Annotated in this window: 15 protein-coding genes, 1 tRNA gene and 2 pseudogenes; 9 read left to right on the top strand and 9 right to left on the bottom strand. The window is 42.8% G+C overall.

Features of this window, described 5'->3' with window-relative positions; all coding sequences use genetic code 11:
• Nucleotides 1-485 precede the first annotated feature (485 nt).
• The 3 genes from JMX94_RS02175 (at nucleotide 486) to JMX94_RS02165 (ending at nucleotide 4,965) form a co-directional block, all read left to right on the top strand.
• Complete coding sequence (locus JMX94_RS02175; RefSeq protein ID WP_201562814.1) at nucleotides 486-2,759, top strand: nitric-oxide reductase large subunit; 2,274 nt, start codon at nucleotides 486-488, stop codon at nucleotides 2,757-2,759.
• 409 nt (nucleotides 2,760-3,168) lie between these two features.
• Nucleotides 3,169-3,858 carry a DUF411 domain-containing protein gene (locus tag JMX94_RS02170; protein ID WP_201562812.1) on the top strand — a complete coding sequence of 230 codons (690 nt, stop codon included), beginning with the start codon at nucleotides 3,169-3,171 and terminating at the stop codon, nucleotides 3,856-3,858.
• A gap of 342 nt (nucleotides 3,859-4,200) precedes the next feature.
• Nucleotides 4,201-4,965, top strand: a complete 765-nt coding sequence (locus JMX94_RS02165; RefSeq protein ID WP_201562810.1) for a DUF305 domain-containing protein — start codon at nucleotides 4,201-4,203, stop codon at nucleotides 4,963-4,965.
• A gap of 157 nt (nucleotides 4,966-5,122) precedes the next feature.
• On the opposite strand, the gene JMX94_RS02160 is transcribed toward JMX94_RS02165, so the two are convergent.
• Nucleotides 5,123-5,638 (bottom strand): hypothetical protein, encoded by a 516-nt coding sequence (locus JMX94_RS02160; RefSeq protein ID WP_201562808.1) that lies wholly within the window; start codon nucleotides 5,636-5,638, stop codon nucleotides 5,123-5,125.
• Between the two features lie 518 nt (nucleotides 5,639-6,156).
• On the opposite strand from JMX94_RS02160, the gene recJ reads away from it, so the two are divergent.
• Nucleotides 6,157-8,010 (top strand): single-stranded-DNA-specific exonuclease RecJ, encoded by a 1,854-nt coding sequence (gene recJ / locus JMX94_RS02155; protein WP_201562806.1) that lies wholly within the window; start codon nucleotides 6,157-6,159, stop codon nucleotides 8,008-8,010.
• A 21-nt stretch (nucleotides 8,011-8,031) separates the two neighbouring features.
• Here the strand turns inward: recJ and JMX94_RS02150 are convergent, their stop codons facing one another.
• The 7 genes and pseudogenes from JMX94_RS02150 to JMX94_RS02120 form a co-directional block, all read right to left on the bottom strand.
• Nucleotides 8,032-8,694, bottom strand: coding sequence for a trimeric intracellular cation channel family protein (locus tag JMX94_RS02150; protein ID WP_201562804.1), 663 nt, complete (start codon nucleotides 8,692-8,694; stop codon nucleotides 8,032-8,034).
• A gap of 73 nt (nucleotides 8,695-8,767) precedes the next feature.
• A complete protein-coding gene (locus tag JMX94_RS02145) occupies nucleotides 8,768-9,403 on the bottom strand; it encodes a trimeric intracellular cation channel family protein (RefSeq protein WP_201562802.1) in 636 nt (211 codons plus the stop codon).
• Between the two features lie 14 nt (nucleotides 9,404-9,417).
• A pseudogene (locus JMX94_RS02140) lies at nucleotides 9,418-10,600 on the bottom strand (multidrug resistance efflux transporter family protein).
• A 116-nt stretch (nucleotides 10,601-10,716) separates the two neighbouring features.
• The gene (gene queE / locus JMX94_RS02135; RefSeq protein WP_201562800.1) at nucleotides 10,717-11,457 is read right to left on the bottom strand and encodes a 7-carboxy-7-deazaguanine synthase QueE; all 741 of its coding nucleotides are present in this window, start codon (nucleotides 11,455-11,457) and stop codon (nucleotides 10,717-10,719) included.
• A 241-nt stretch (nucleotides 11,458-11,698) separates the two neighbouring features.
• A complete protein-coding gene (gene dapD / locus JMX94_RS02130; protein WP_201562798.1) occupies nucleotides 11,699-12,520 on the bottom strand; it encodes a 2,3,4,5-tetrahydropyridine-2,6-dicarboxylate N-succinyltransferase in 822 nt (273 codons plus the stop codon).
• Nucleotides 12,521-12,698: 178 nt separating this feature from the next.
• The gene (locus JMX94_RS02125) at nucleotides 12,699-13,637 is read right to left on the bottom strand and encodes an alpha/beta hydrolase (RefSeq protein ID WP_201562796.1); all 939 of its coding nucleotides are present in this window, start codon (nucleotides 13,635-13,637) and stop codon (nucleotides 12,699-12,701) included.
• Nucleotides 13,638-14,069: 432 nt separating this feature from the next.
• A tRNA-Asn gene (locus tag JMX94_RS02120) sits at nucleotides 14,070-14,145 on the bottom strand.
• A gap of 359 nt (nucleotides 14,146-14,504) precedes the next feature.
• Here JMX94_RS02120 and JMX94_RS02115 point away from each other — a divergent pair.
• The 3 genes from JMX94_RS02115 (at nucleotide 14,505) to JMX94_RS02105 (ending at nucleotide 17,248) form a co-directional block, all read left to right on the top strand.
• Entirely contained in the window at nucleotides 14,505-15,047 is a 543-nt protein-coding gene (locus tag JMX94_RS02115) for an acyl-CoA thioesterase (protein WP_201562794.1), read from the top strand.
• 301 nt (nucleotides 15,048-15,348) lie between these two features.
• On the top strand, nucleotides 15,349-16,437 hold the full coding sequence (locus JMX94_RS02110) for a cation diffusion facilitator family transporter (RefSeq protein ID WP_201562792.1): 1,089 nt from the start codon (nucleotides 15,349-15,351) through the stop codon (nucleotides 16,435-16,437).
• A 121-nt stretch (nucleotides 16,438-16,558) separates the two neighbouring features.
• The gene (locus JMX94_RS02105; RefSeq protein ID WP_227673472.1) at nucleotides 16,559-17,248 is read left to right on the top strand and encodes a DUF2059 domain-containing protein; all 690 of its coding nucleotides are present in this window, start codon (nucleotides 16,559-16,561) and stop codon (nucleotides 17,246-17,248) included.
• Nucleotides 17,249-17,392: 144 nt separating this feature from the next.
• Here JMX94_RS02105 and dps read toward each other — a convergent pair whose 3' ends face one another.
• Nucleotides 17,393-17,875, bottom strand: a complete 483-nt coding sequence (dps, locus tag JMX94_RS02100; RefSeq protein WP_193031191.1) for a DNA starvation/stationary phase protection protein Dps — start codon at nucleotides 17,873-17,875, stop codon at nucleotides 17,393-17,395.
• A gap of 556 nt (nucleotides 17,876-18,431) precedes the next feature.
• Here dps and uvrB point away from each other — a divergent pair.
• Nucleotides 18,432-20,543 carry an excinuclease ABC subunit UvrB gene (gene uvrB / locus JMX94_RS02095; RefSeq protein WP_201562790.1) on the top strand — a complete coding sequence of 704 codons (2,112 nt, stop codon included), beginning with the start codon at nucleotides 18,432-18,434 and terminating at the stop codon, nucleotides 20,541-20,543.
• A 225-nt stretch (nucleotides 20,544-20,768) separates the two neighbouring features.
• Nucleotides 20,769-21,088, top strand: a pseudogene (locus JMX94_RS02090) (hypothetical protein); the annotation flags it as partial.

Below are 21,088 nucleotides of genomic sequence, written 5' to 3'. Positions count from 1 at the left end.
TAAATAGAAATAACTCTTAACATTCACATTAAATGAATGTTATTATGTTTCCAGTTTGATGCTAGATGTAAATACTCATCAAATACTTTTAGCCATCGAAGCGATAGAGTCTATCAATTGGTCAGTGAGGTAATCTTAAATTTAAGTTATTAACCTTTATTCTTACCTAAATATCAAGACTAAGACTAAGACTAAGACTAAGGCAGTAGGCTTAAGATTTGCAGAACTATTAATCAGAACTATTAATCAGAACTATTAATCAGAACTATTAATCAGAGCTATTAATCAGAGCTATTAATCAGAGCTATTAATCAGAGCTATTAATCATAGCTATCAATCATAGCTATCAATCATAGCTATCAATAGACTTATCGCAACGGGCAACATTATTTTTTTTCATTTTTGGAATCATGACGCTTATAAAGATTCATTTTAAATGAATGTTTAAGTGTTCAAATCATCTATCTAGCCAGTAGGAGCAAGATATGGGCGAGTACAAGAAGTATTGGTGGGGCTTAATCGCCGTCCTCGTGGTTACCTTTACCTTTTTAGGCTGGGGCGGCGTGGAAGTGTATCGTACCGCACCTCCTATCCCTGATCAGTATATTGACAGCAATGGGAAGGTTTTAATCACAGAAGAAGATATTTTAGATGGTCAATCTGCTTGGCAGCGTACCGGTGGGCAGCAGCTTGGCTCAGTGCTCGGGCATGGTGCCTATCAAGCGCCTGACTGGACGGCAGATTGGTTACATAGAGAGCTTGTGGCATGGTTAGATATCAGAGCACAAGAATTATATGGGCATGATTTTGCCGCCACCACAGACGATCAAAAAGCGGTACTTAATGCGCAGTTGAAAAAAGAATACCGTGGTAGCAATACCAATGATAAAAATCAAGTGGTGTTGTCAGATACGCGTATCGCTGCCATCGATGAAGTCGCGCCTTACTATATTGGCTTGTATGGTAATGAGCCGTCCTTGCAAAAGTCGCGTGAAAACTTTGCCATGAAAAACAATACCTTGGCAGACATTGAAGACAGACAAAAACTGACCAACTTTTTCTTTTGGACCGCTTGGATGGCGTCTACCGAACGTCCGGGTACCAATGCCACTTATACTAATAACTGGCCGCATGAGCCGCTAATTGATAACGTCCCAACCTCAGAAAATATCATGTGGTCTATCGCCAGTGTGGTGTTCTTAATTGCTGGGGTGGGTTTCCTTATTTGGGGTTGGTCATTTTTACGTAAAGAAGAAGACGTTAAGGAAATCACACCAAACGCTGACCCATTAACCAAAATAGCGTTAACGCCGTCGCAAAAAGCCTTGGCGAAATACGGTGTTTTAGTCATGGGGTTGTTTGTCTTTCAGGTATTTATCGGCGGTTTCGTCGCGCATTATACCGTTGAAGGACAAGAGTTTTATGGTATTGCCGTCGCCGATTACTTCCCGTATTCGCTGGTGCGTACGTGGCATATTCAGGCAGCTTTGTTTTGGATTGCCACCGCTTTCTTGATGGCAGGCTTGTACTTAACACCGCTTATCAATGGCGGTAAAGATCCTAAGTATCAAAAATTGGGCGTTGATATACTTTGGGTGGCGTTAATTATCGTCGTCGTTGGCTCATTTATTAGCCAATACTTTGCCATTGCTGGCATTATGCCGGCGAAATACAACTTCTGGTTTGGTCATCAAGGCTATGAATTTATTGACCTTGGTCGCTTCTGGCAGATTTTAAAATGGGTCGGTATATTGTTCTGGTTGGTATTAATGACCCGCGGTTGCTTACCAGCATTTAAACAACCGGGCGATAAAAACTTATTGGCAATCTTCTTTGCATCAGTTGTTTGCGTTGGTTTATTTTATGGTGCTGGCTTGTTCTACGGCGAGCGTACACATTTAACCATCATGGAATACTGGCGCTGGTGGGTGGTACATTTATGGGTAGAAGGCTTCTTTGAAGTATTTGCCACCGTATCATTGGCTTTCATTTTCTATAACTTAGGCTTGGTTAATAAAAAAATCGCCACAGGTTCTGCCATCGCTTCTGCGGCGCTATTTATGCTCGGCGGTGTACCCGGTACCTTCCACCATTTATACTTCTCAGGCACAACCACGCCAGTCATGGCAATCGGCGCCTCATTTAGTGCCTTAGAAGTGGTACCTTTAGTTGTACTAGGTTATGAAGGGTATGAGCATTGGTCTATGCAGCGTCAAGCGCCATGGATGGATAAGCTCAAATGGCCTATCATGTGTTTCGTTGCCGTCGCGTTTTGGAATATGTTGGGAGCAGGCGTGTTCGGCTTTATGATTAACCCACCTGTGTCACTGTTTTATTTACAAGGGTTAAATACCACAGCTGTTCACTCACATGCTGCACTGTTCGGGGTCTATGGGTTCTTAGCAATCGGCTTTGTCTTACTGGTCATGCGTTATATCCGTCCAGACTATGTGTTTAGTGAAAACCTTATCAAAACGGGTTTTTGGGCGCTAAATGCAGGCTTGGTATTGATGATTGTCACCAGTTTATTACCGATTGGTATTTTCCAAGCGCACGCATCAATGACCGAAGGCTTATGGTATGCTCGTAGTGAAGGCTTCTTACAACAAGATTTCTTACAAACACTGCGTTGGATTCGTACCTTTGGTGACGTGGTCTTGATCACTGGTGCCGTTTGTGTGGCATTGCAGGTGGTTAAGTTTGCCTTTGCAAAACCATCACATTCAAACTACCAACCTGAAAACCCTGTAAATGATTAATATCTAAGTCATTAACAAGGTTAAAGAATGAAAAGGCTCTGCAATGGCAGGGCTTTTTTAGGGCTTAATTAAAGATGTTTTCTAATAAAAAACGGTTAATAAAAAGCGGTTAATGAAAAGGCGGTTTAACTTCAGACTCTTTGCTTTTTTTATGCTAGCGCAGTTGCGATATGGCTGGATTTTCAGCCATCAATCATAGAGTAATGTGAGCGCTATTCCTATGCTAAGCTGGCAAGATGACAAAATTGTCATCTTAGCGTCATCTGCTTGTCAGGCTGATGTTGTTATACTTTTTATTTAATATTTTAATGCTAGGCTTTATTGCTCTAACTATTACTACAACTACAACTATCAACGCCATGCATTTCTAAAAATACCTGCCATTTTTATCATTAACGAGACATTTACTATGGTTATCCTTGCCACTAAATTTAGTCGTCAATCTAAATCGCGCCAGCTAAAACTTAATCAGCTAACGAAAAAATCTCTACGCGGCAGCTTTATAATATTAGCGGCGTCGACACTTTTTGCCTGTAATCAAGCAGATATTAAGGCAGATACTAATGCTGATAGCAGTGCTGCTGATACGAACTCGGCGCAAACCCAAGTTTCGCTGAATAATACGTCGACGGATAATTTAGAAAACACTAACCAGTCTGCTACGATAAGTGCTAAAGCCCAACATTCTGATTTACTCAAAAACGTTTCAGCGACCGTCTATAAAGATGTCAATTGTGGCTGCTGTAAAGACTGGATAGAGCATGCGCAAAATCATGGCCTTACAGCGACAAGCCAGCATCCAAAAGACTTGTCATTATTCAAAGACCGTTATGGCGTGCCGACAGAGATGCGCTCGTGCCATACTGCAGTCACAACCGACGGTTATGTATTTGAGGGGCATGTACCAGCTAAATATGTCGCTCAGTTTTTAGCCAATCCACCGGCACAAGCAATCGGGCTCGCTGTTCCTGGTATGCCAGTCGGCAGTCCAGGTATGGAGTATCAAGGTCAATTTGCACCTTATCAGATTATGCAAATAAACAAAGACGGTACAAACCAAGTATATGCAGATATTGAATCTGCTGAGCAGCAGTTATAAGCTCATACAATATGAAACTTATAAAAGAAGCTAATAAAAGAAGCTAATAAAAGAAGCTAATAAAAGAAGCTAATAAAAGAAGAAGTACCTTTTGCAATAGGTTGACTTTTAAATAGCCTAAGCAATATAAAGGCAGTTATAACAACAATCATAACGACCTGAGTCGTGTAGAGGAAGACTGCTTTATGAATCATTCAGAACAAGAAAAAATGAATCCATAGGTAAAATTCTCACTGATGACTCTAACGTAGCGGCGTTTAGCACATTCGTTTAATAGTTTTTTATTGGTAAATCTTAAATGATTTGCCATTTTTTATTGTCTACTTACATAAAGGATATACCATGAAAATTACTCATCATTCACGTCTTGTTGTTCTCACCGCTAGTATCAGTGCGGCATTATTAATCAGTGCCTGTCAGCCTACCAATGACAAAGTTGAAACTTCAGCTGCTACAGAAGAGACAGCGGCAGTTAATGATACTGATAATGTTAACGATACTGCAGCCGCCACAGATCCACACACCGGTCACGATATGTCAGCGGGCGCGATGGCAGGTGCTGAACATATGACGCCGATGCATCAAGCATATAATGACTCTATGGTAAAGATGCATGACGAGATGATGGTTGGGATGGAGTATAACGATCCAGATGCCGCCTTTGCCAAAGGGATGCTAGGTCATCACATTGGCGCCGTTGATATGGCAGAGATTCAGCTGAAATACGGTACTGATAAAGAGATGCGCCAACTTGCACAAGAAATCATCGATGCTCAACAAGCTGAAATTGAGCAAATGCAGGCGTGGCTAGCCAGTCATCCTGATGCAGCTGAAGCCACACCCGATACCAAAGCCATGCAACAAGCCTATGCCGATGGTATGGATGCTATGCATGATGAGATGATGGCGGGTATTGCTGATCCTAATCCTGATATGGCGTTTGCACGTGGTATGTTGCCGCATCATGTTGGCGCGGTTGATATGGCAAAAGTACAGCTAAAATATGGTAAAGATGCTGAAATGCGTAAGCTAGCGCAAGCTGTTATAGATGCTCAGCAGTCTGAGATTGAGCAAATGCAAAACTGGATTGCCAAACAAGGTGGTTAGAAGTTTGGTGTAAAAAGTAGCTAGAAGTTTGCCGTAATATACTGATTATGTAATTAAATTTAAATAAAAAACCCAGCTAAGAGGTTCTTAGCTGGGTTTGTTTTTAGCTTATTATTAAGTTGTTAATTAGTTATTAAGCTTTTAATTTGTTATGCTTTTAGACATTTTTACCATGCTGCTTTTGCTGAATATCTTTTGCCAAGTTATAGCATTCATTGATATGGTCGGTAGCGATTTTTTTGAAAATCATATAACCCATGGTTGCCGCAACCATTTGTCCGCCAAGTGGGATAAATTTGGTCACTTGCTTGGCTGCGATACGACCACCGAAGCCTTGGACGGTCTTTTTCACGATACCACGTGTTGCCATTAAGCCTGCAAAGTCAACGGTACGGTCTTTTAGCGCCGCCCAATGAATGGCACGCGACTCTAAATCAATGGCAGATTGACGACCTTCAATCAGACCAAAACGTTCGCTAATCTCAGGTAACAGCATGGTTAGCATGCTGGCATCAACTGCCACGTCAAAAAATGGTACTGGAACGATGGCAACACCCGCTGACAGCTTGGCGCGTTTTTTGACCAATTTTTCGCAGTCTTTTTTAACTTTTTCAAGATCTAAATTTGGATCGATGGTATTAGGCAGTTTTTCAGCAAGCGGAGTGGTTTTCATAAAGCGTCCTTAAAATGTTTAAAAAACAGAAAATGGTTAATATATTAAAAGAAAAAATTGCAAAAATGATAAGTATCTTATGATTTTCTAATAAGTCATCTTAGATGTTTACCATTTTATGGATTTATACGCCCCATACAATCATTGCTTTGTAGCAAAATGCAGAAAATTACAGTCACTCTGCACCGTTTTTGTAAATAAGTAACGGCTTAGCAAGCAGGGATTTAGAAATGCGCCATATATAACCCTTGTTTGGCATAGAGTAAATTTAATACACAAAAAATACAGTGGCGCTTGAATATGTTTTTTGCAGCCTCTGTCTGCGTAGGCACAGCAAGCAAGAAAAACGTATTCAAGCCGCGCTTAATAATTTAGTAGATTCATTTTATTTAAAGTTGACGATAAAATACATGGAATATAAATTACGCCATCAGACCCACCAACGCAATCGCTAAACCTAAACGACAATGCTAAAAATTCCCATTGTGGCCATCTGCCAAAGCCAGTAGAATACCAACATGCTAAATTTAACCCCCCGTTATACCAGCACTCGCATCGACGAGTTGCCCGCCGCGTTGCAACCACTTGCCGCCCAATCATTTACCCTTGCTAGGCTTTATGCTGGTCGCGGTATCACTGCGCCTGATGAGCTTGAAACAGGACTGTCTGGTTTACTGCCAGCCGAAATGCTGCATGGCGTCACGGAAGCGGTGCGTCTATTAGATGTTGCTATCGATGAAGGGCAGCGTATTTTAATTGTCGGTGATTTTGATTGCGATGGAGCAACCAGTACCGCATTGATGATGCGTGCGCTGACAAAGATGGGCGCAGTCGTTGATTTTTTAGTACCTGACCGTTTTAAATATGGCTATGGTCTGACGCCAGAGATTGTCGAGTTAGGTATCAAGACTTATAAGCCCGACATGATTGTGACGGTGGATAATGGTATCTCAAGCCACGACGGTGTGGCGCGGGCGCAAGCTGATGGTATCACTGTCATTATTACTGACCATCACCTGACCACCAAAGAGACACCGCCTGCCGAAGCGGTGGTCAATCCTAATCAGCTCGGCTGTCACTTTAGCAGTAAGGCATTGGTCGGCGTTGGCGTGGCGTTTTATGTGCTTGGACGCTTAGCAAAATTACGCCGCGAAGCAGACAAGTCTAGCGTACAAGTGAGCCAGTATTTAGATTTGGTCGCGCTTGGGACGATTGCCGATGTGGGTGTACTTGATAAAAACAATCGCATTTTAGTGCATCATGGACTGAACGCCATTCGTCAAGGGCGCTGCTCGCTTGGCATATTGGCACTGCTTGAACAAGCGGGTCGTGACCCTAAGCAATTACAGGCGCAGGACTTTGGTTTTGTTTTAGGTCCGCGTATCAATGCCGCTGGGCGTATGGACAATATGCGTATCGGTATCGAGTGCTTATTGACCGATGATTGGAGCACCGCACAGCGTTTGGCGCAAGAGCTCGAACAGCTTAACCGTACGCGCCGTCATGTCGAAGGCGAGATGCGCGCGCAAGCAGATAACATTGTACAAGCGTTAGCTGCTACTGATTCTAAAGCTGATGTTAATACTGGTGATGTGAATACTGATGCTGACGAGAGCGATGAAACTCTTATTCAGCCTAAAACTGAGAAACAGGTGGCTGATAATCAAAATCGCAGTATTATTTTATATCAAGACGATTGGCATCAAGGGGTTATCGGTATCGTCGCTGGACGTTTAAAAGAAAGCCACTATCTGCCCAGTATCGTTTTTGCGCCAGCGGATACAGAACGCACGGGTGACGACGATGCCATCAAAGGCTCGGCGCGCTCTATCGCAGGCGTGCATATCCGTGATGCGATTGAGCAAGTTGCTGAACGTTATCCTGATTTAATCAGCCACTTTGGTGGTCATGCCATGGCGGCAGGTTTAACCATCAAACGTCGTAATTTTGATGGCTTTGTGACTGCATTTAACGAAGTGATGGCGCAGATGGATGATGAGGTATTTGCTGAGCAGAAATTTACCGATGGACCATTGCAAGCGGCTGACTTTAGCTTATGGTTTGCGGAGCACTTAGCCAATGCCAGCATTTGGGGTCATGGCTTTGCGCCGCCGATATTTGACGGCGTGTTTGAGGTATTAAGCTTTAAGATATTAAAAGACAAACATCTTAAGTTGTCGCTACGTTATCCCGATGTGCAATATCCGATTGAGGCTATCCAATTCAATTTTGATAGTAGTGCTTGGGATTACCGCGCCGAAAAAGTGCATTTATTATTTCAGCTAGACATTAACGAGTGGAACGGCAAACAAAGCTTACAGTTGATGGTTAAAGATTTGGCGCTGGTAAAAGAAACAGTAGAGGAAAGCTAGTAGTTGCTAGGCTTGAATACTTTAATATTTCCATTCAATAGTTGGAAATTGCCAGTCATAACGAATGGCAAGCATACGCAAAGTAAAAATCGTCGTCATTGCCGAGATATCAGCAATCCAAGCGGTCACGCCAAGATTGAGCAGCGCAAAGTAGAGGATACCGCCCGTTAAAGCGGCGGTAATATAAATCTCTTGCTGTAGCACCAGCGGAATCTCATTACAAATCATATCGCGGATGATACCGCCGACAATAATGGTAATCACCCCGAGTAATAATGCCACCGGCACATTGGCACCCATACTATCAGCAACCTTGATGCCGATTAAGGTAAAGGCTGACAGCCCAATAGTATCGGAGAGCTTGAGGAATTTATCAACACGTCTAGAGTTGGGATGAAAGAATATCTGCATCACCAGCGAAGAGATAGTAATAACCGTCAGGTAACTCATGTCTACCATCCAAAACAGCGGATGACGATCCAAAATCACATCGCGCACCGTACCGCCGCCGATGGCAGTCACAATCGATACCAGTAAGCAGCCGAATACATCGAAATTCTTATGCTTGGCTAATATCGTGCCTGAAATACTACAAGCGACAATCCCAATCATATCAAACAGATAAATCAGCGAGCGCGGGTCAAAAGTAGTAATCAATTCAGAATCTAAAGCAATGGTGAGCATGCGTTTTTCTCATTAAAGCCCTGCTATTAAAACAGTACTATTTTTTCGCTAATCATGAAAATCGGCTAATTCGTTAATCAACCAAGCGAATAGAAGGCAGGTGCCAATCGAATTTAAGCGCCAGCATACGCACGGCAAAGATGATAAATAACATCATAAACTCATTGGTAACCGCGTCAACGCCCCAGTAATCAAGCGCCAGATACGTTAAAGACCCTGCAATACTAGCAGTGATATAAATCTCACGCTGCAACAGTAACGGTATCTCATTACAGATAATATCACGTAATAAACCACCAATAATCGCCGTCCAAACCCCCATCATAACCGCAATAACCGGCGACACATCTTGCGCCAAAGCCACTTTAAAACCAATCACACTAAAAGCCGCCAGCCCAATCGCATCAAAGAACTTAAGCGCTTTATCAATCTTATGATACAAATGAAAGAAAATCTGTAGAATAAGCGAGGTAACGGTAATGACGATGACATAGTTAAGGTCAGTCATCCAAAATAGCGGATGACGATCAAGCGCCATATCACGTAATGTACCGCCGCCAATGGCATTGACCATAGAAACCAAAATACAGCCAGCAATATCAAAGCCTTTATGCTGCGCCAGCAAAGTGCCGGCAATGGCACAAGCAATGACGCCCACCATATCCAATAAATACAGCAGAATATCAGGAAAAATAAAGTTACTTATCATGATTTATTTGAGCCTCAACCATCTTTTGCAAACAATATAAGCCCTAGCATAATTAGCCCAATACCGACCAATCCCAATGCTGAGGGTAGCGTGTTATTCAACAATAGTATACCGCCAATTAAAGCAAAGATTACCTCGCTGGCTTGGGTCGAGTCAACGCCTGCCACTTCACTTGAGGTTACCGCTTGTTCACGTGCATAAAGAAATATGCTCGTCGCTGCCACTCCAGCCAACAGTGCGACTAATAATGTATTAAATATTTGTGTGGTTGCGGGTGGCTCGGGATGTATAAGTACGCCTAAAACCACCCAGAACGGCAAGCTACCGAGGGTCATGAGCCAGATTTTGTTAAAGGCATTTTGTAGGAGTGTCGTCTCGATAGCAGGAATACGAGCAATGAGGTTTTGTAAGGTAGAGGCGGGTTTAGCTTCGATAGTAGGATTTGTATTTAACGTCATGCTATTATCTACCGGACTATTTATAGCAGTAGATAAATCGTAAGCTTCTGAGATAAGCGCTTGGTTAGCATCGACGTTATAATCTTTATTGTTATGAAGCTTACTATCAGCTTGTCTAGCTTGCTGCAGTTCAGCCTTATCTTCACGAGAATTATGTTTACGCGAATTGTGGGAGACTTGCCAGACCAGCTGATTGCCAATTGGGTAGCTAAAGGCGGCGATTAGTGCAGGTAGGGCACCGTAAAGCAGCATTTCTGCCATCGGCGCGCTATCAATATCGGCGAGGGCAGAGGCGCGTAAGCCTTCGCTGACATTGACCAATACCACCCCGATAAAGACCAAAAAGGCATAAATGATAAATTTCTTGTCAAACCTTTGTCCAAATGCCATTAATACAATAAGGCTTGTTACCACGGTAAACATAAAGGTAGCGGCAACGACCCAGCCTGCGACGTGGTCGCCCGCATAGCAAATGCCTGTATAAAATAACCCAAAGCCAATACTGCCGGTAAGGCACCAAAAACCCCAGTGCTGACGAAAGATAAGCGCAAGCTCTTTGATGCGAGCAAAACCGTGTTGCAGGATAATAATGGCGGTAATAATCAGCCACATAAAAATATAGCGCAGGCTTGCTGACCAAAACCAATGACCACCGGCATTAACTCATCAGCTCATTTAAAATAAATGTCGAGCTAAAGAATGCCCCCGCCAATAAGCCCAATAAAATCAGTTTGACCATTCATGCGTCCTTGCAGTTGGCTCGTTAGCTATTTAGAGTGTATTTATCTTTAGGTTGCTGATTTATCTTATCTACTTGGACTGTCGTTTTGCATGACTTATGCAGATGTTAAGTGATTATTTACCTTTGGCATCGGCCCAAATAATCTTATGTAATTGCAATTGAAAACGTACCGGTAAGGCGTCTGCCAGCATCCATTCAGCCAGCTCACGTGCCAGTACGGGCACCTCAGGGCTGCTTATTACTTCACTATCGGCTACATCGTCTGCGACATTAAACATCGGTGAAAACCAAACCGTACCGACCAATTTATCCAGCTGATGCTTAAGTAGTTTTTCTTTCGCCCACTCATAATCAGCGCGGTTCATAATGACAAATTTGATTTGGTCGTGCGCCGTAAGATAGTCAAGATTTGACCAAAGGTTTTTATCGACTTCACCTGAGCTTGGCGTTTTCAGGTCCATCACTTTGCTGACCGCGGGCGGCACATTTTCTACCGTCAGCGCCCCTGCGGTTTCAAGTGAAATCTCATAACCCTCATTTAACAAACGCTGCATTAATTCAATGGCATTTGGCTGCGCTAATGGCTCGCCACCAGTCAAGCAGATACGCTTACACGGATAGCTTTTTATGGTCGTGATAATGGCTTCTAGCGACTGACGTTCGCCGCCACTAAAGGCATATACGGTATCACAATAGACGCAGCGCAGCGGGCAGCCGGTCAAGCGCACAAATATCGTCGGCAATCCTGAGGTCAGCGCTTCACCTTGCAGCGAATAAAAAATCTCGGTCAAACGTAACCCTGCTTCAGGGTCGGTGACAGGAATCAATGATGTGCGTAAAGATAACTCACTCATAATATTTTCAAATACGGTTAGAGATTGATAATGCCGTGAGCATTTATCAAATAAAAAAGGTTTAATAATCTGTCTAACGCTCGGAGTTTCAGTGTCAAAACGAGATGCAGATTATAACGTAATGTCTTACATTAAACTTGCCATTAAGCTGTTATTAACCTGCCATAAAGCATTAAAAAAGATGCTGGAGTCAGCCCCAGCATCTTTTATGATAAAAACAATTAACGTAATAAATAAAGCATTAGGCTAAACGTAATAGCTCATTGACTGATGTCTTAGCACGGGTTTGCGCATCGACTTTTTTCACGATAATAGCAGCATATAAGCTGTGAGTGCCGTCTTCTGATGGCAAGCTACCGGGCACAACGACTGAGCCTGCTGGTACACGGCCGCGATGAATCTCGCCCGTTTCACGGTCATAAATGCGCGTTGATTGCCCGATAAACACACCCATAGAAATCACTGAGCCTTCTTCTACAATCACGCCTTCAACGATTTCAGAGCGCGCACCGATGAAGCAATTGTCTTCAATAATCGTTGGATTGGCTTGTAGAGGTTCTAAGCCACCGCCGATACCAACGCCGCCTGATAAATGCACATTTTTACCGATTTGGGCACACGAACCAACCGTAGCCCACGTATCGACCATCGCCCCTTGGTCGACATAAGCGCCAATATTAACGTACGATGGCATCAAGACGGCACCCGCTGCGATGTATGAGCCTTTACGAGCAACCGCTGGTGGTACCACGCGTACGCCGGCTTCTTTAAACTGCGCTTCTGTCCAGTTGGCAAACTTCGTTGGCACCTTATCATAAAACTGCACGTGTTCGCCCGCAGCTTGGACATAGTTATCATTTAAACGAAATGATAATAAAACCGCTTTTTTAGCCCACTGATTGACCACCCATTCGCCATCTTTTTTCTCTGCCACACGCAAGCTACCGTTGTCTAATTGCTCAAGCACTTCATTGATGGCATCGCGTACGTCTTTTGGCATGGTTGCTGGGCTATATTCGTTACGATTTTCAAAGGCTTGTTCAATGGTTTGTTGCAATGACATAAATATTCCTAAAATTGATGGAAGGTAAATAAAAACGAATAAAAAGAGCGGTGCTAATAAAGTGAATAAAAGCGTTTTAACTAAAAAACGGGCTTGCTGTATTGTCGCTAATTTAGCGGCTTTTAGCAAATAACTTAAGCGCCAGTAGCAGTGCTGTTATTGATGACTAATGCTGCTATTAATTAGGAGTATGGCTCGTTATCCATTCTAAGATGTCTTGATAAACCAATGCTTTATTCTGCTCATGAAGTGGCTCATGGCGCATGTGCGGATAAAGCTGAAGCTCGACATCACTAAAGTTCTGTTTTTCTAAACGGCTGGCAATTTTGCGGATGCCTTTGCCCATATCACCAATAGGATCGTTCTCACCACTGACCAATAACATAGGAAAGCCTTTGGCAATCGTTGTCGCCCAGTTTTTATTGAGACCAGCGTCCATTAAGGTGAACAAGGTCAAAAAGCCATTATTGGTAAAGTCAAAACCCGTCAATGGATCGGCTTCGTACGCTTCGATAGCCGCAGGATCTTCATTTAGCCACGCAAACTCTGAAGAAGAAATACGATTATCAAGCTTACTATTGAGTACTTTATTCATTACGTTGGCAAAGACAGTATTTGGCTTTCTAGGAGCGGCTTTTGCTAAGATTTTATTAATCGGCAGCAGCACTTTGGTCAATGGATTGGCATCAGCCGTGCCCATTAGAATTGCACCAGTAAAGTTCTGTGCATGATGCTTGAGGACGTTACGCACAATAAACGAGCCCATCGAGTGACCCATGACAAAATGCGGGACGTTAGGATGGCGCGCCTTTAGGCTGTCTGCCATGATAATAACGTCTTTTAATAATGACTGTACCGGATGCTCTTCAGCAAAAAAACCCAAATCATCGGCTGATTTAACGGTCTGCCCATGACCAAGCTGATCATAAGTGGCGACTGCAATACCATTATCCGCTAAAAACTGCGCAAACTCTGCATAGCGGCCACTGTGCTCCGCCATCCCATGCACAATCAGCAAGGTAGCAGTAATCGCCGTACTAGTATCGCTTGGCTCAAAAAAAGTATGGTGTAAATAATGGGTGTTATCAGAAGAAGTAATTTGTTCAGTGTGACTCATAAAAATCCAGTCCTTGAATGGTGAAGGGTTAACATACAGACAGTATATCTAGGTATAAAGGTTTATTATAAAAATAAATAATGGGGACGAACACTCTAATCGCCAAGCGTTACTTGCTCAAATTGTTTGCTCGTTTAAGGTTATCGTACAATAGTCTGGGTATAAATGCTTTTGTTTTATGTTTTGATGGTTAATAAAGGTCGAGTGGAGTAGGGCAAAATCTATTTGCGTGCATTGCCTATATTTAAGAATGTAGCTGAGGTTATAAGCTCTGCAGAACTAAGAGAAAAGGATATTGGATTAACGATTTTATGCGTTAGATATTTATAAAATGGAAAAACAGCCATAAAAAAACCCCCATCAAAGTGATGAGGGTCTTGGCAAATGCCATAATCGAATCAAAGATGACTCAAAAAATTTACTACTAAAATATGGCTCTCCAACCTGGGCTCGAACCAGGGACACACGGATTAACAGTCCGTTGCTCTACCAACTGAGCTATTGGAGAATAAGCGGTAAGTGTTTAATGGCTTACTGCGAGCTTAGAAAGTCTCTAACGAGTTCTTGCTAAGTGGGGCGTATTCTAGCAAAGATAAAAAATACGTCAAGCTTTTTTTGCATATTTAGCAAATATTGTTCTTTTACTTGCTAGATAAGCCCTTTTATAAGGGTTTTAGCTAAAAATTGTCAATTGAGATATCAATAAAATCTATATGCCTATAAATAAACTAACAAGCCAATACTGTGCTGAATCATTACCTTTTCATAAATAGTATCCTCTAATAGGCATTTATTTGCGATTTATCAGAGGCTGCTGTATAACGGACATTCAAAATAGATAGGTCTCTGATAACGGTAAGGAATATTATGTCGCAATACAATACCAGCTCCACGGCCAAAAGCGCCCCTTTAAACCATGAATTGTATATGTCGGTACTGATGACGCCAGATATGGCAAACTTTATAGGCAATGTGCATGGTGGTGATTTGCTCAAGATGCTCGATCAAGTCGCTTATGCTTGCGCCAGTCGCTATAGTGGTAGTTACGTTGTGACGCTATCGGTCGATCAAGTGATGTTCCGTGAGCCTATTTACGTCGGTGAGCTGGTTACCTTTGCGGCAAGTGTCAACTATGTCGGTAGAACCTCCATGGAAGTGGGTATTCGTGTGGAAGCAGAAGACGTGCGCGCCCGTACGATTCGCCATACCAATAGCTGCTATTTTACCATGGTGGCGATTGATGATAACGGTAAGCCAACGCCGGTCCCTGCGCTTGAGATTAAAAATGAGATGCAGCAATGTCGTTTTGATGCCGGCTTAGCGCGTAAAAACTTGCGTATGGAAGTCTCGCATCGTCCTAGCTGCGATATTAATAAGATGATTGGCGACAATTCAGATAGTAAGAGCTAAACTCTAATCGCATGACGGATAAATCATGTCATCGAAAATGTATGATAGGCGAGTTTTCTTAGCATCGCCATATCCAGTAGAGTGATCCTAAGATGGGACAATCACAGACCTTTAAAGCTATTAAGACCATCAATACTTAAACAAAGTCTCACGAAAACCTTACTGACCAAGGCTAGGTTTTTGGTTAAATTTAATGGTAAACAAGGCAGGTAAATAAACAGTTAAAACCATTCATACTTATGGTTCGACTGTGTTATTTGACTGCTTTAACCCATTAAATAGACCATTGACCGAGACTCACATGAGTTCAAAACCTGCAAAGCCATCAGAATCCCATTCTCCAAAGCAATCAATACCGCAAGCTGGTCGTGCGCGCGGTGTTGATAGCGTGCCCCTTGATACTACAAGCACTTCCTCCTATTCTGCAACCAATGCTGATAAAAAAGAGGATGACAAAAAATATTCCTCATTAATCACTGTGCTGATTGCGGTTGGGGCAAATCTGATTATTGCGATTGCTAAAACGGTTGCGGCATTTATGACCGGTTCAGCTTCTATGATAGCGGAGTCGGCGCATTCGTGGGCAGATGCAGGCAATGGCACGTTGCTGATTGTTGCCGAGAAAAAAGCGGTTAAGCCTGCCGATAGGAGTCATCCATTAGGCTATGGTAAAGAGGCGTATGTGTGGTCGATGATTGCTGCCTTTGGCGTTTTTATGGCAGGTTCTATTGTCTCCATTTATACCGGTATTACCGAATGGAACGCGCCCGAGACCGAAACCAACTATACCATCGGCTTTATTATCTTAGCAGTGGCTTTTGTGCTTGAAGGATTCTCGCTAACGCAAGCTTATTTGCAGAGTAAAAAGCATGGCGAGGCTATCAATGTCAGCGCCCTTGGTTATGTTGTTGATACCTCAAACCCAACGTTGCGCGGTGTCTTCTTTGAGGATTTAGCCGCGGTTATTGGCTTGGTGGTCGCGGCGGCGGCGATGGGGATGCATGCTTATACGGGACAGCCGTTTTGGGATGCGCTTGGGTCGATTGTGGTTGGTATCTTATTGGGTATGGTCGCCATCTTTTTAATCAATCGTAATCGCGACTTTTTGGTTGGTTATAAAGTCTCAGAAACAATGCATGACTACATATTAACTGAGCTATTAAATCATCCTGATATCGATAGTGTCTCTTATTTACACTTAGAATGGGTTGGACCCAAGAAAATATTTATGGTCGCCGCAGTAGACATCGCCGGTAATCAAAAAGAGCAGCAAATCGCGCAAAAATTTGAAGATATTGAAAATCAGTTCCGTGCCAAGCCGCTATTTCAAGAAGCTATTATAACGTTGTCAGTGCCGAATGCTGAGATTTTACGCTTGCCAAATAGCTGATACTGTTTAAAGCGTTCATTTGCTCACTGAACATTAATAACTGAAAACTGATATCCATAATATTTAAAAAATATAATACCGAAAACTATAATACCGAAAACGATAATAATGAGAGCCTAATATGAAACGTTTTAATAACGCTACGATAAAAAAATCACGCCAGCGTACTACCATTATAAATCCGTTACTTAGCTTGGTTGTGGTAACGCTGATGTCAGCTCCTATCGTAAATGCCAATGCAGAATTGATTATCCATAGCGAGCCCAATACAGTTAATAAGGACGTCAATAAGATTGCCAATCAGCATAATAATAAACAAGCACCAACCGATGTATCTATCATTAAGCTGATGCAAGTGATGCATATTGACGAGCAAATCCAATCTATCGTCAACGGCCAACAGGCGGCTATCGATGCCATCAATATGCAAACGCAAAATCAGGTTCAAAAGGGCAGCCAGCAGATAAATGATAAGTCGGTAAACAAGCGTCAACGTCAGCTACAAGAGCAAATCCAAAGTGTTTTAGGTCAATATGCGAAGATTATGAGTAATGGAATAGGCGATGCGACAGACGCGCAAACCTTGACCCAAGCTTATATCAGCGCAGCGAAGACTTACTATACGCAAGCGGAAGTTGATGCCCAAATTAAATTTTACGACACTGAAATGGGTCAAAGTATCCTTGCCAAGCAACCACAAATTACCGCTGCCTTTTTACAGCAATCATTGCCTGAAGATACCAGTGCAACCGAAGCACAACTAGGCGAGCTGTTGCCGCAAATGAAGCAGATTATTAAAGGTATTTTTTAAACCTGTTATTTTCAAATCTGAGTTAAACGTACCGCTTTTATATCAAATGACTGTATAGAACTAGCACACATAAAAAAGGTCACTCTCAAAGTGACCTTTCTATTTCTATAACTTATTATAATATTTCATTTTTCTATAAAATGCTTATTTCTTTGGCGCATTGGCACCGATAAACCAAGCATCTTTATCGACAATACGACTAACTTCAGTCAATAAGTCGGCGGTATCTTCATCGCCCGCATCGCTAGCAACATCAATCCCTTCGCGCAATGAAGCGGCAATGGTTTTATAGCGGTTGGTAAGCTCGCGCACATGCTCATCCACTGCTGTAATATCAGTCGGGTAAGTCTCTAAAATAGAGTCCTCAACGACACGCTTAGAGATACCATTGGCTTTACCACCAAGGATAACAATGCGTTCAGCAACCGTATCATAAGCTTCTGTTAGGCGCTCATAAGTGTCATCTAATAGCTGATGCACCCCGATAAAGCCAGTACCTTGCAAGTTCCAATGGCACTGTTTGCTATCCATACTTAGGTCAATCAAATTTGCCAAGTTGGCATTTAGTAAATCGACCATTTTTTTAGCTGTTTTGTCATCGATACCACTTGCGTAACGTTCTCTCATGTTTTTCTCCATTGTATTATTTTACTGAATTTATATCGTTAGTAGATAAGCCGTTAATGAATAAATTGTTATTAATATTTTTCTAAATGGCTATTCATTAAATGCTGACTAGCCAATTCAATATTTACTAATCGTGTTGCTGCTTATATGTTGCTACTTATTTAATTCACTACCGATGATAGCAGCTTAAATTCTCTATAGAACCCTTGCGCGTTAGGCTTTATTGAGTGGTCGTGTAATGAGTTTGTTAATCGTGAAAAGCTTTGTAAATTTAGCCGTCGCTCTGTGCGTTTTTTATAAATAAAGCATACTTATAGTGCAGGCAGTATTCTAGAAATACTCAGCTTAATGCTTCTGTCTTGGATGTTATTTGCTTATTTACACTGAGCTGACTTGACCTTTTACTTTGGCTTTTAGATAGCATGACCGTTAAAGGATAAACCCAGATATTATCCTTTAAAAACTGTAGTTTAGACCCCATATTGTTATAAACCTAAGCTCTTATAACCTTTTATAACTATTATAACCTTTTATAAAAATCAGGAAGAAAACCATTATGCGAATGCCTGAACCGCGCTCGTCGCGTCAGTTAAACCAATTGGCCACTCAGCTCCAAGGCGAAGCTGAAATTAGTGGTGTCAATGCGTCTGGGACGCAAATATCGAGCCGCGCCTTTGAGATGGTCACCGAATTTGAGCCAGCAGGCGACCAACCCCAAGCGATTGAAAAGTTAGTCAAGGGTATTAATTCTGGCATGGATGAGCAGCTATTACTCGGTGTGACGGGTTCTGGTAAGACGTATACCATGGCAAAGGTAATCTCGGAATGCCAACGTCCAACGATTATTATGGCGCACAATAAAACGCTTGCCGCGCAGCTTTATGGTGAGTTTAAAGCGTTCTTTCCAAATAATGCGGTCGAGTATTTTGTCAGCTATTATGACTATTATCAGCCAGAAGCTTATGTCGCCGCTAGTGATACCTTTATCGAAAAAGACAGCGCCATTAACGACCATATTGACCAAATGCGTCTGTCAGCCACGCGTGCGCTACTTGAGCGTCGTGATGCGATTATCGTCGCTTCGGTATCCTGTATTTATGGTTTGGGGGACCCAGAAAGTTATCTAAAAATGCTGCTGCATGTCGTCGTTGGCGATAAAATCGATCGTACTGCTACGATTAAGCGCTTGGTTGAAATGCAATATACGCGTAACGAGCTGGACTTTGGGCGTGGTACATATCGCTTGCGCGGTGAGCTGTTGGATATCTATCCTGCTGAATCTGAGCAGCTGGCGGTACGTGTGCATTTGTTTGATGATGAAGTGGAGAAAATCACTTGGTTTGACCCTTTAACGGGAAAAACCGTCCGTAGTGTGCCGCGTATTACCATTTATCCAAAATCGCATTATGTGACCCCACGTAATAAACTAGAAGCGGCGAGCCATACTATTCGCGCGGAGCTTGAGCCGCGTCTTGAGTATTTCCGTGAAAATAATAAACTGGTTGAAGCGCAGCGTCTGAAAGAGCGTACCCAGTATGACCTTGAGATGATCCAGCAGCTTGGCTACTGTAATGGTATCGAAAACTACTCGCAGCATCTCTCTGGTCGTCCATCGGGGGAAGCGCCGCCGACGTTGTTTGATTATATTCCAGAAGATGCACTGTTATTCCTCGATGAGTCGCATGTGACGGTATCGCAAATCGGTGCGATGTATAAAGGCGATAGGTCGCGTAAAGAAAACCTTGTCAATTACGGTTTCCGTTTACCAAGTGCGATGAACAACCGCCCGATGAAGTTTGAAGAATGGGAACGTATTAAGCCCAAAACCATTTATGTCAGCGCTACGCCGGCACAATATGAGCTTGAGCATAGCGAGCAAGTGGTTGAGCAAGTCGTGCGTCCAACCGGTTTGATTGACCCTGAGATTGAGATTCGTCCGGTATTGACCCAAGTCGATGATGTGCTATCAGAGATTACCAAACGCCGAGAAAAAGACGAGCGCGTGCTGATTACCACTTTGACCAAGCGTATGTCAGAGGATTTGACCAGTTATCTAAAAGAGTACGATGTCAAAGTGGCGTATTTGCACTCGGATATTGATACGGTTGAGCGTATGCAGATTATTCATGAGCTGCGTACTGGCGTCCATGATGTGCTGGTTGGTATTAACCTCTTACGTGAAGGGCTTGATATGCCAGAGGTGTCGTTAGTGGCGATATTTGACGCGGATAAAGAAGGCTTTTTGCGTTCTGAGCGTGCGCTGATTCAGACTATCGGTCGTGCGGCGCGTCATATTAATGGCAAGGCCATTCTCTACGCTGATCGCATCACACCCAGTATGGAGCGTGCGATTGAAGAAACTGACCGTCGCCGCGAAAAACAAGTCGCCTTTAACCTTGAGCATAACATTACGCCAAAAGGCGCGCGCCGTAGTATCACCGATAAAATCGATACGGGCGAAGATCAGAATGCCAATGACAATCAGGTGATTCCTATCAAAAGTAATCTGCCTGATGTCGATATCAGTATTTTACGCAGTCCTGATTTGCTCGCCAAAGAAATTAAGCGTTTAGAGAAGCAGATGCAGCAAATGTCACGGGATTTGAAATTTGAAGAAGCGGCAAAAACGCGTGATAAAGTTTTGGAGTTAAAAGCGCATTTAATCTAATAGGTCAATTTCGACTGAATGTAAACGTAGAGAAGGTGAGTTGCATAGGTTGCAGCTCACCTTTTTGTATTTAACACTTAAACCAAGAAGGCTTTCACCCATTAAAATTGATAACTAATAATTTGCCGTTAGATAACTTGTAATTATACCAAATGCCACTTAATATGATATTAAGCAGCTGCATGCGCTTTATTACTCACGGACGACTTAGGCGGACTATCTACCATGCATACCAGTACCCATAATAAAACCAATGAAATTAAAACCAACGAATTACTCAGATTAGACTTCAATGAAAACTCCTTAGGCATGTCAGACTCTGCCAAAGTAGCCATCCTCAATGCTTTAGATGGCGCTGCTCGTTATCCCGATAAGCCGCGCGCTCAACTGCTGAGCAAAGTAGCCGAAATCAACGGCGTACCTGAAAAGCAGGTCTTATTGGGCAATGGCTCAATCGAGAGTATCAGGGCTGTCGTGCAAATGCTGTATGACAAAGCCTTAAAGACAGATAAAGGGTTTCAGCTAGTCATTCCAGACCCAACCTT

The sequence above is a fragment of the Psychrobacter sp. CMS30 genome (genome assembly GCF_904846565.1).
Lineage (GTDB): Bacteria > Pseudomonadota > Gammaproteobacteria > Pseudomonadales > Moraxellaceae > Psychrobacter > Psychrobacter maritimus.
The sequence above is the reverse complement of the archived record's forward strand: the minus strand, read 5'-3'. Positions and strand labels throughout refer to the sequence as shown.

What these genes read in the sequence shown, in the direction of transcription:
- JMX94_RS02175 (WP_201562814.1), top strand. Translation starts at nt 486, where the DNA reads ATGGGCGAGTACAAGAAGTATTGGTGGGGCTTAATCGCCGTCCTCGTG.
- JMX94_RS02170 (WP_201562812.1), top strand. Translation starts at nt 3,169, where the DNA reads ATGGTTATCCTTGCCACTAAATTTAGTCGTCAATCTAAATCGCGCCAG.
- JMX94_RS02165 (WP_201562810.1), top strand. Translation starts at nt 4,201, where the DNA reads ATGAAAATTACTCATCATTCACGTCTTGTTGTTCTCACCGCTAGTATC.
- JMX94_RS02160 (WP_201562808.1), bottom strand. Translation starts at nt 5,638, where the DNA reads ATGAAAACCACTCCGCTTGCTGAAAAACTGCCTAATACCATCGATCCA.
- recJ (WP_201562806.1), top strand. Translation starts at nt 6,157, where the DNA reads ATGCTAAATTTAACCCCCCGTTATACCAGCACTCGCATCGACGAGTTG.
- JMX94_RS02150 (WP_201562804.1), bottom strand. Translation starts at nt 8,694, where the DNA reads ATGCTCACCATTGCTTTAGATTCTGAATTGATTACTACTTTTGACCCG.
- JMX94_RS02145 (WP_201562802.1), bottom strand. Translation starts at nt 9,403, where the DNA reads ATGATAAGTAACTTTATTTTTCCTGATATTCTGCTGTATTTATTGGAT.
- queE (WP_201562800.1), bottom strand. Translation starts at nt 11,457, where the DNA reads ATGAGTGAGTTATCTTTACGCACATCATTGATTCCTGTCACCGACCCT.
- dapD (WP_201562798.1), bottom strand. Translation starts at nt 12,520, where the DNA reads ATGTCATTGCAACAAACCATTGAACAAGCCTTTGAAAATCGTAACGAA.
- JMX94_RS02125 (WP_201562796.1), bottom strand. Translation starts at nt 13,637, where the DNA reads ATGAGTCACACTGAACAAATTACTTCTTCTGATAACACCCATTATTTA.
- JMX94_RS02115 (WP_201562794.1), top strand. Translation starts at nt 14,505, where the DNA reads ATGTCGCAATACAATACCAGCTCCACGGCCAAAAGCGCCCCTTTAAAC.
- JMX94_RS02110 (WP_201562792.1), top strand. Translation starts at nt 15,349, where the DNA reads ATGAGTTCAAAACCTGCAAAGCCATCAGAATCCCATTCTCCAAAGCAA.
- JMX94_RS02105 (WP_227673472.1), top strand. Translation starts at nt 16,559, where the DNA reads ATGAAACGTTTTAATAACGCTACGATAAAAAAATCACGCCAGCGTACT.
- dps (WP_193031191.1), bottom strand. Translation starts at nt 17,875, where the DNA reads ATGAGAGAACGTTACGCAAGTGGTATCGATGACAAAACAGCTAAAAAA.
- uvrB (WP_201562790.1), top strand. Translation starts at nt 18,432, where the DNA reads ATGCGAATGCCTGAACCGCGCTCGTCGCGTCAGTTAAACCAATTGGCC.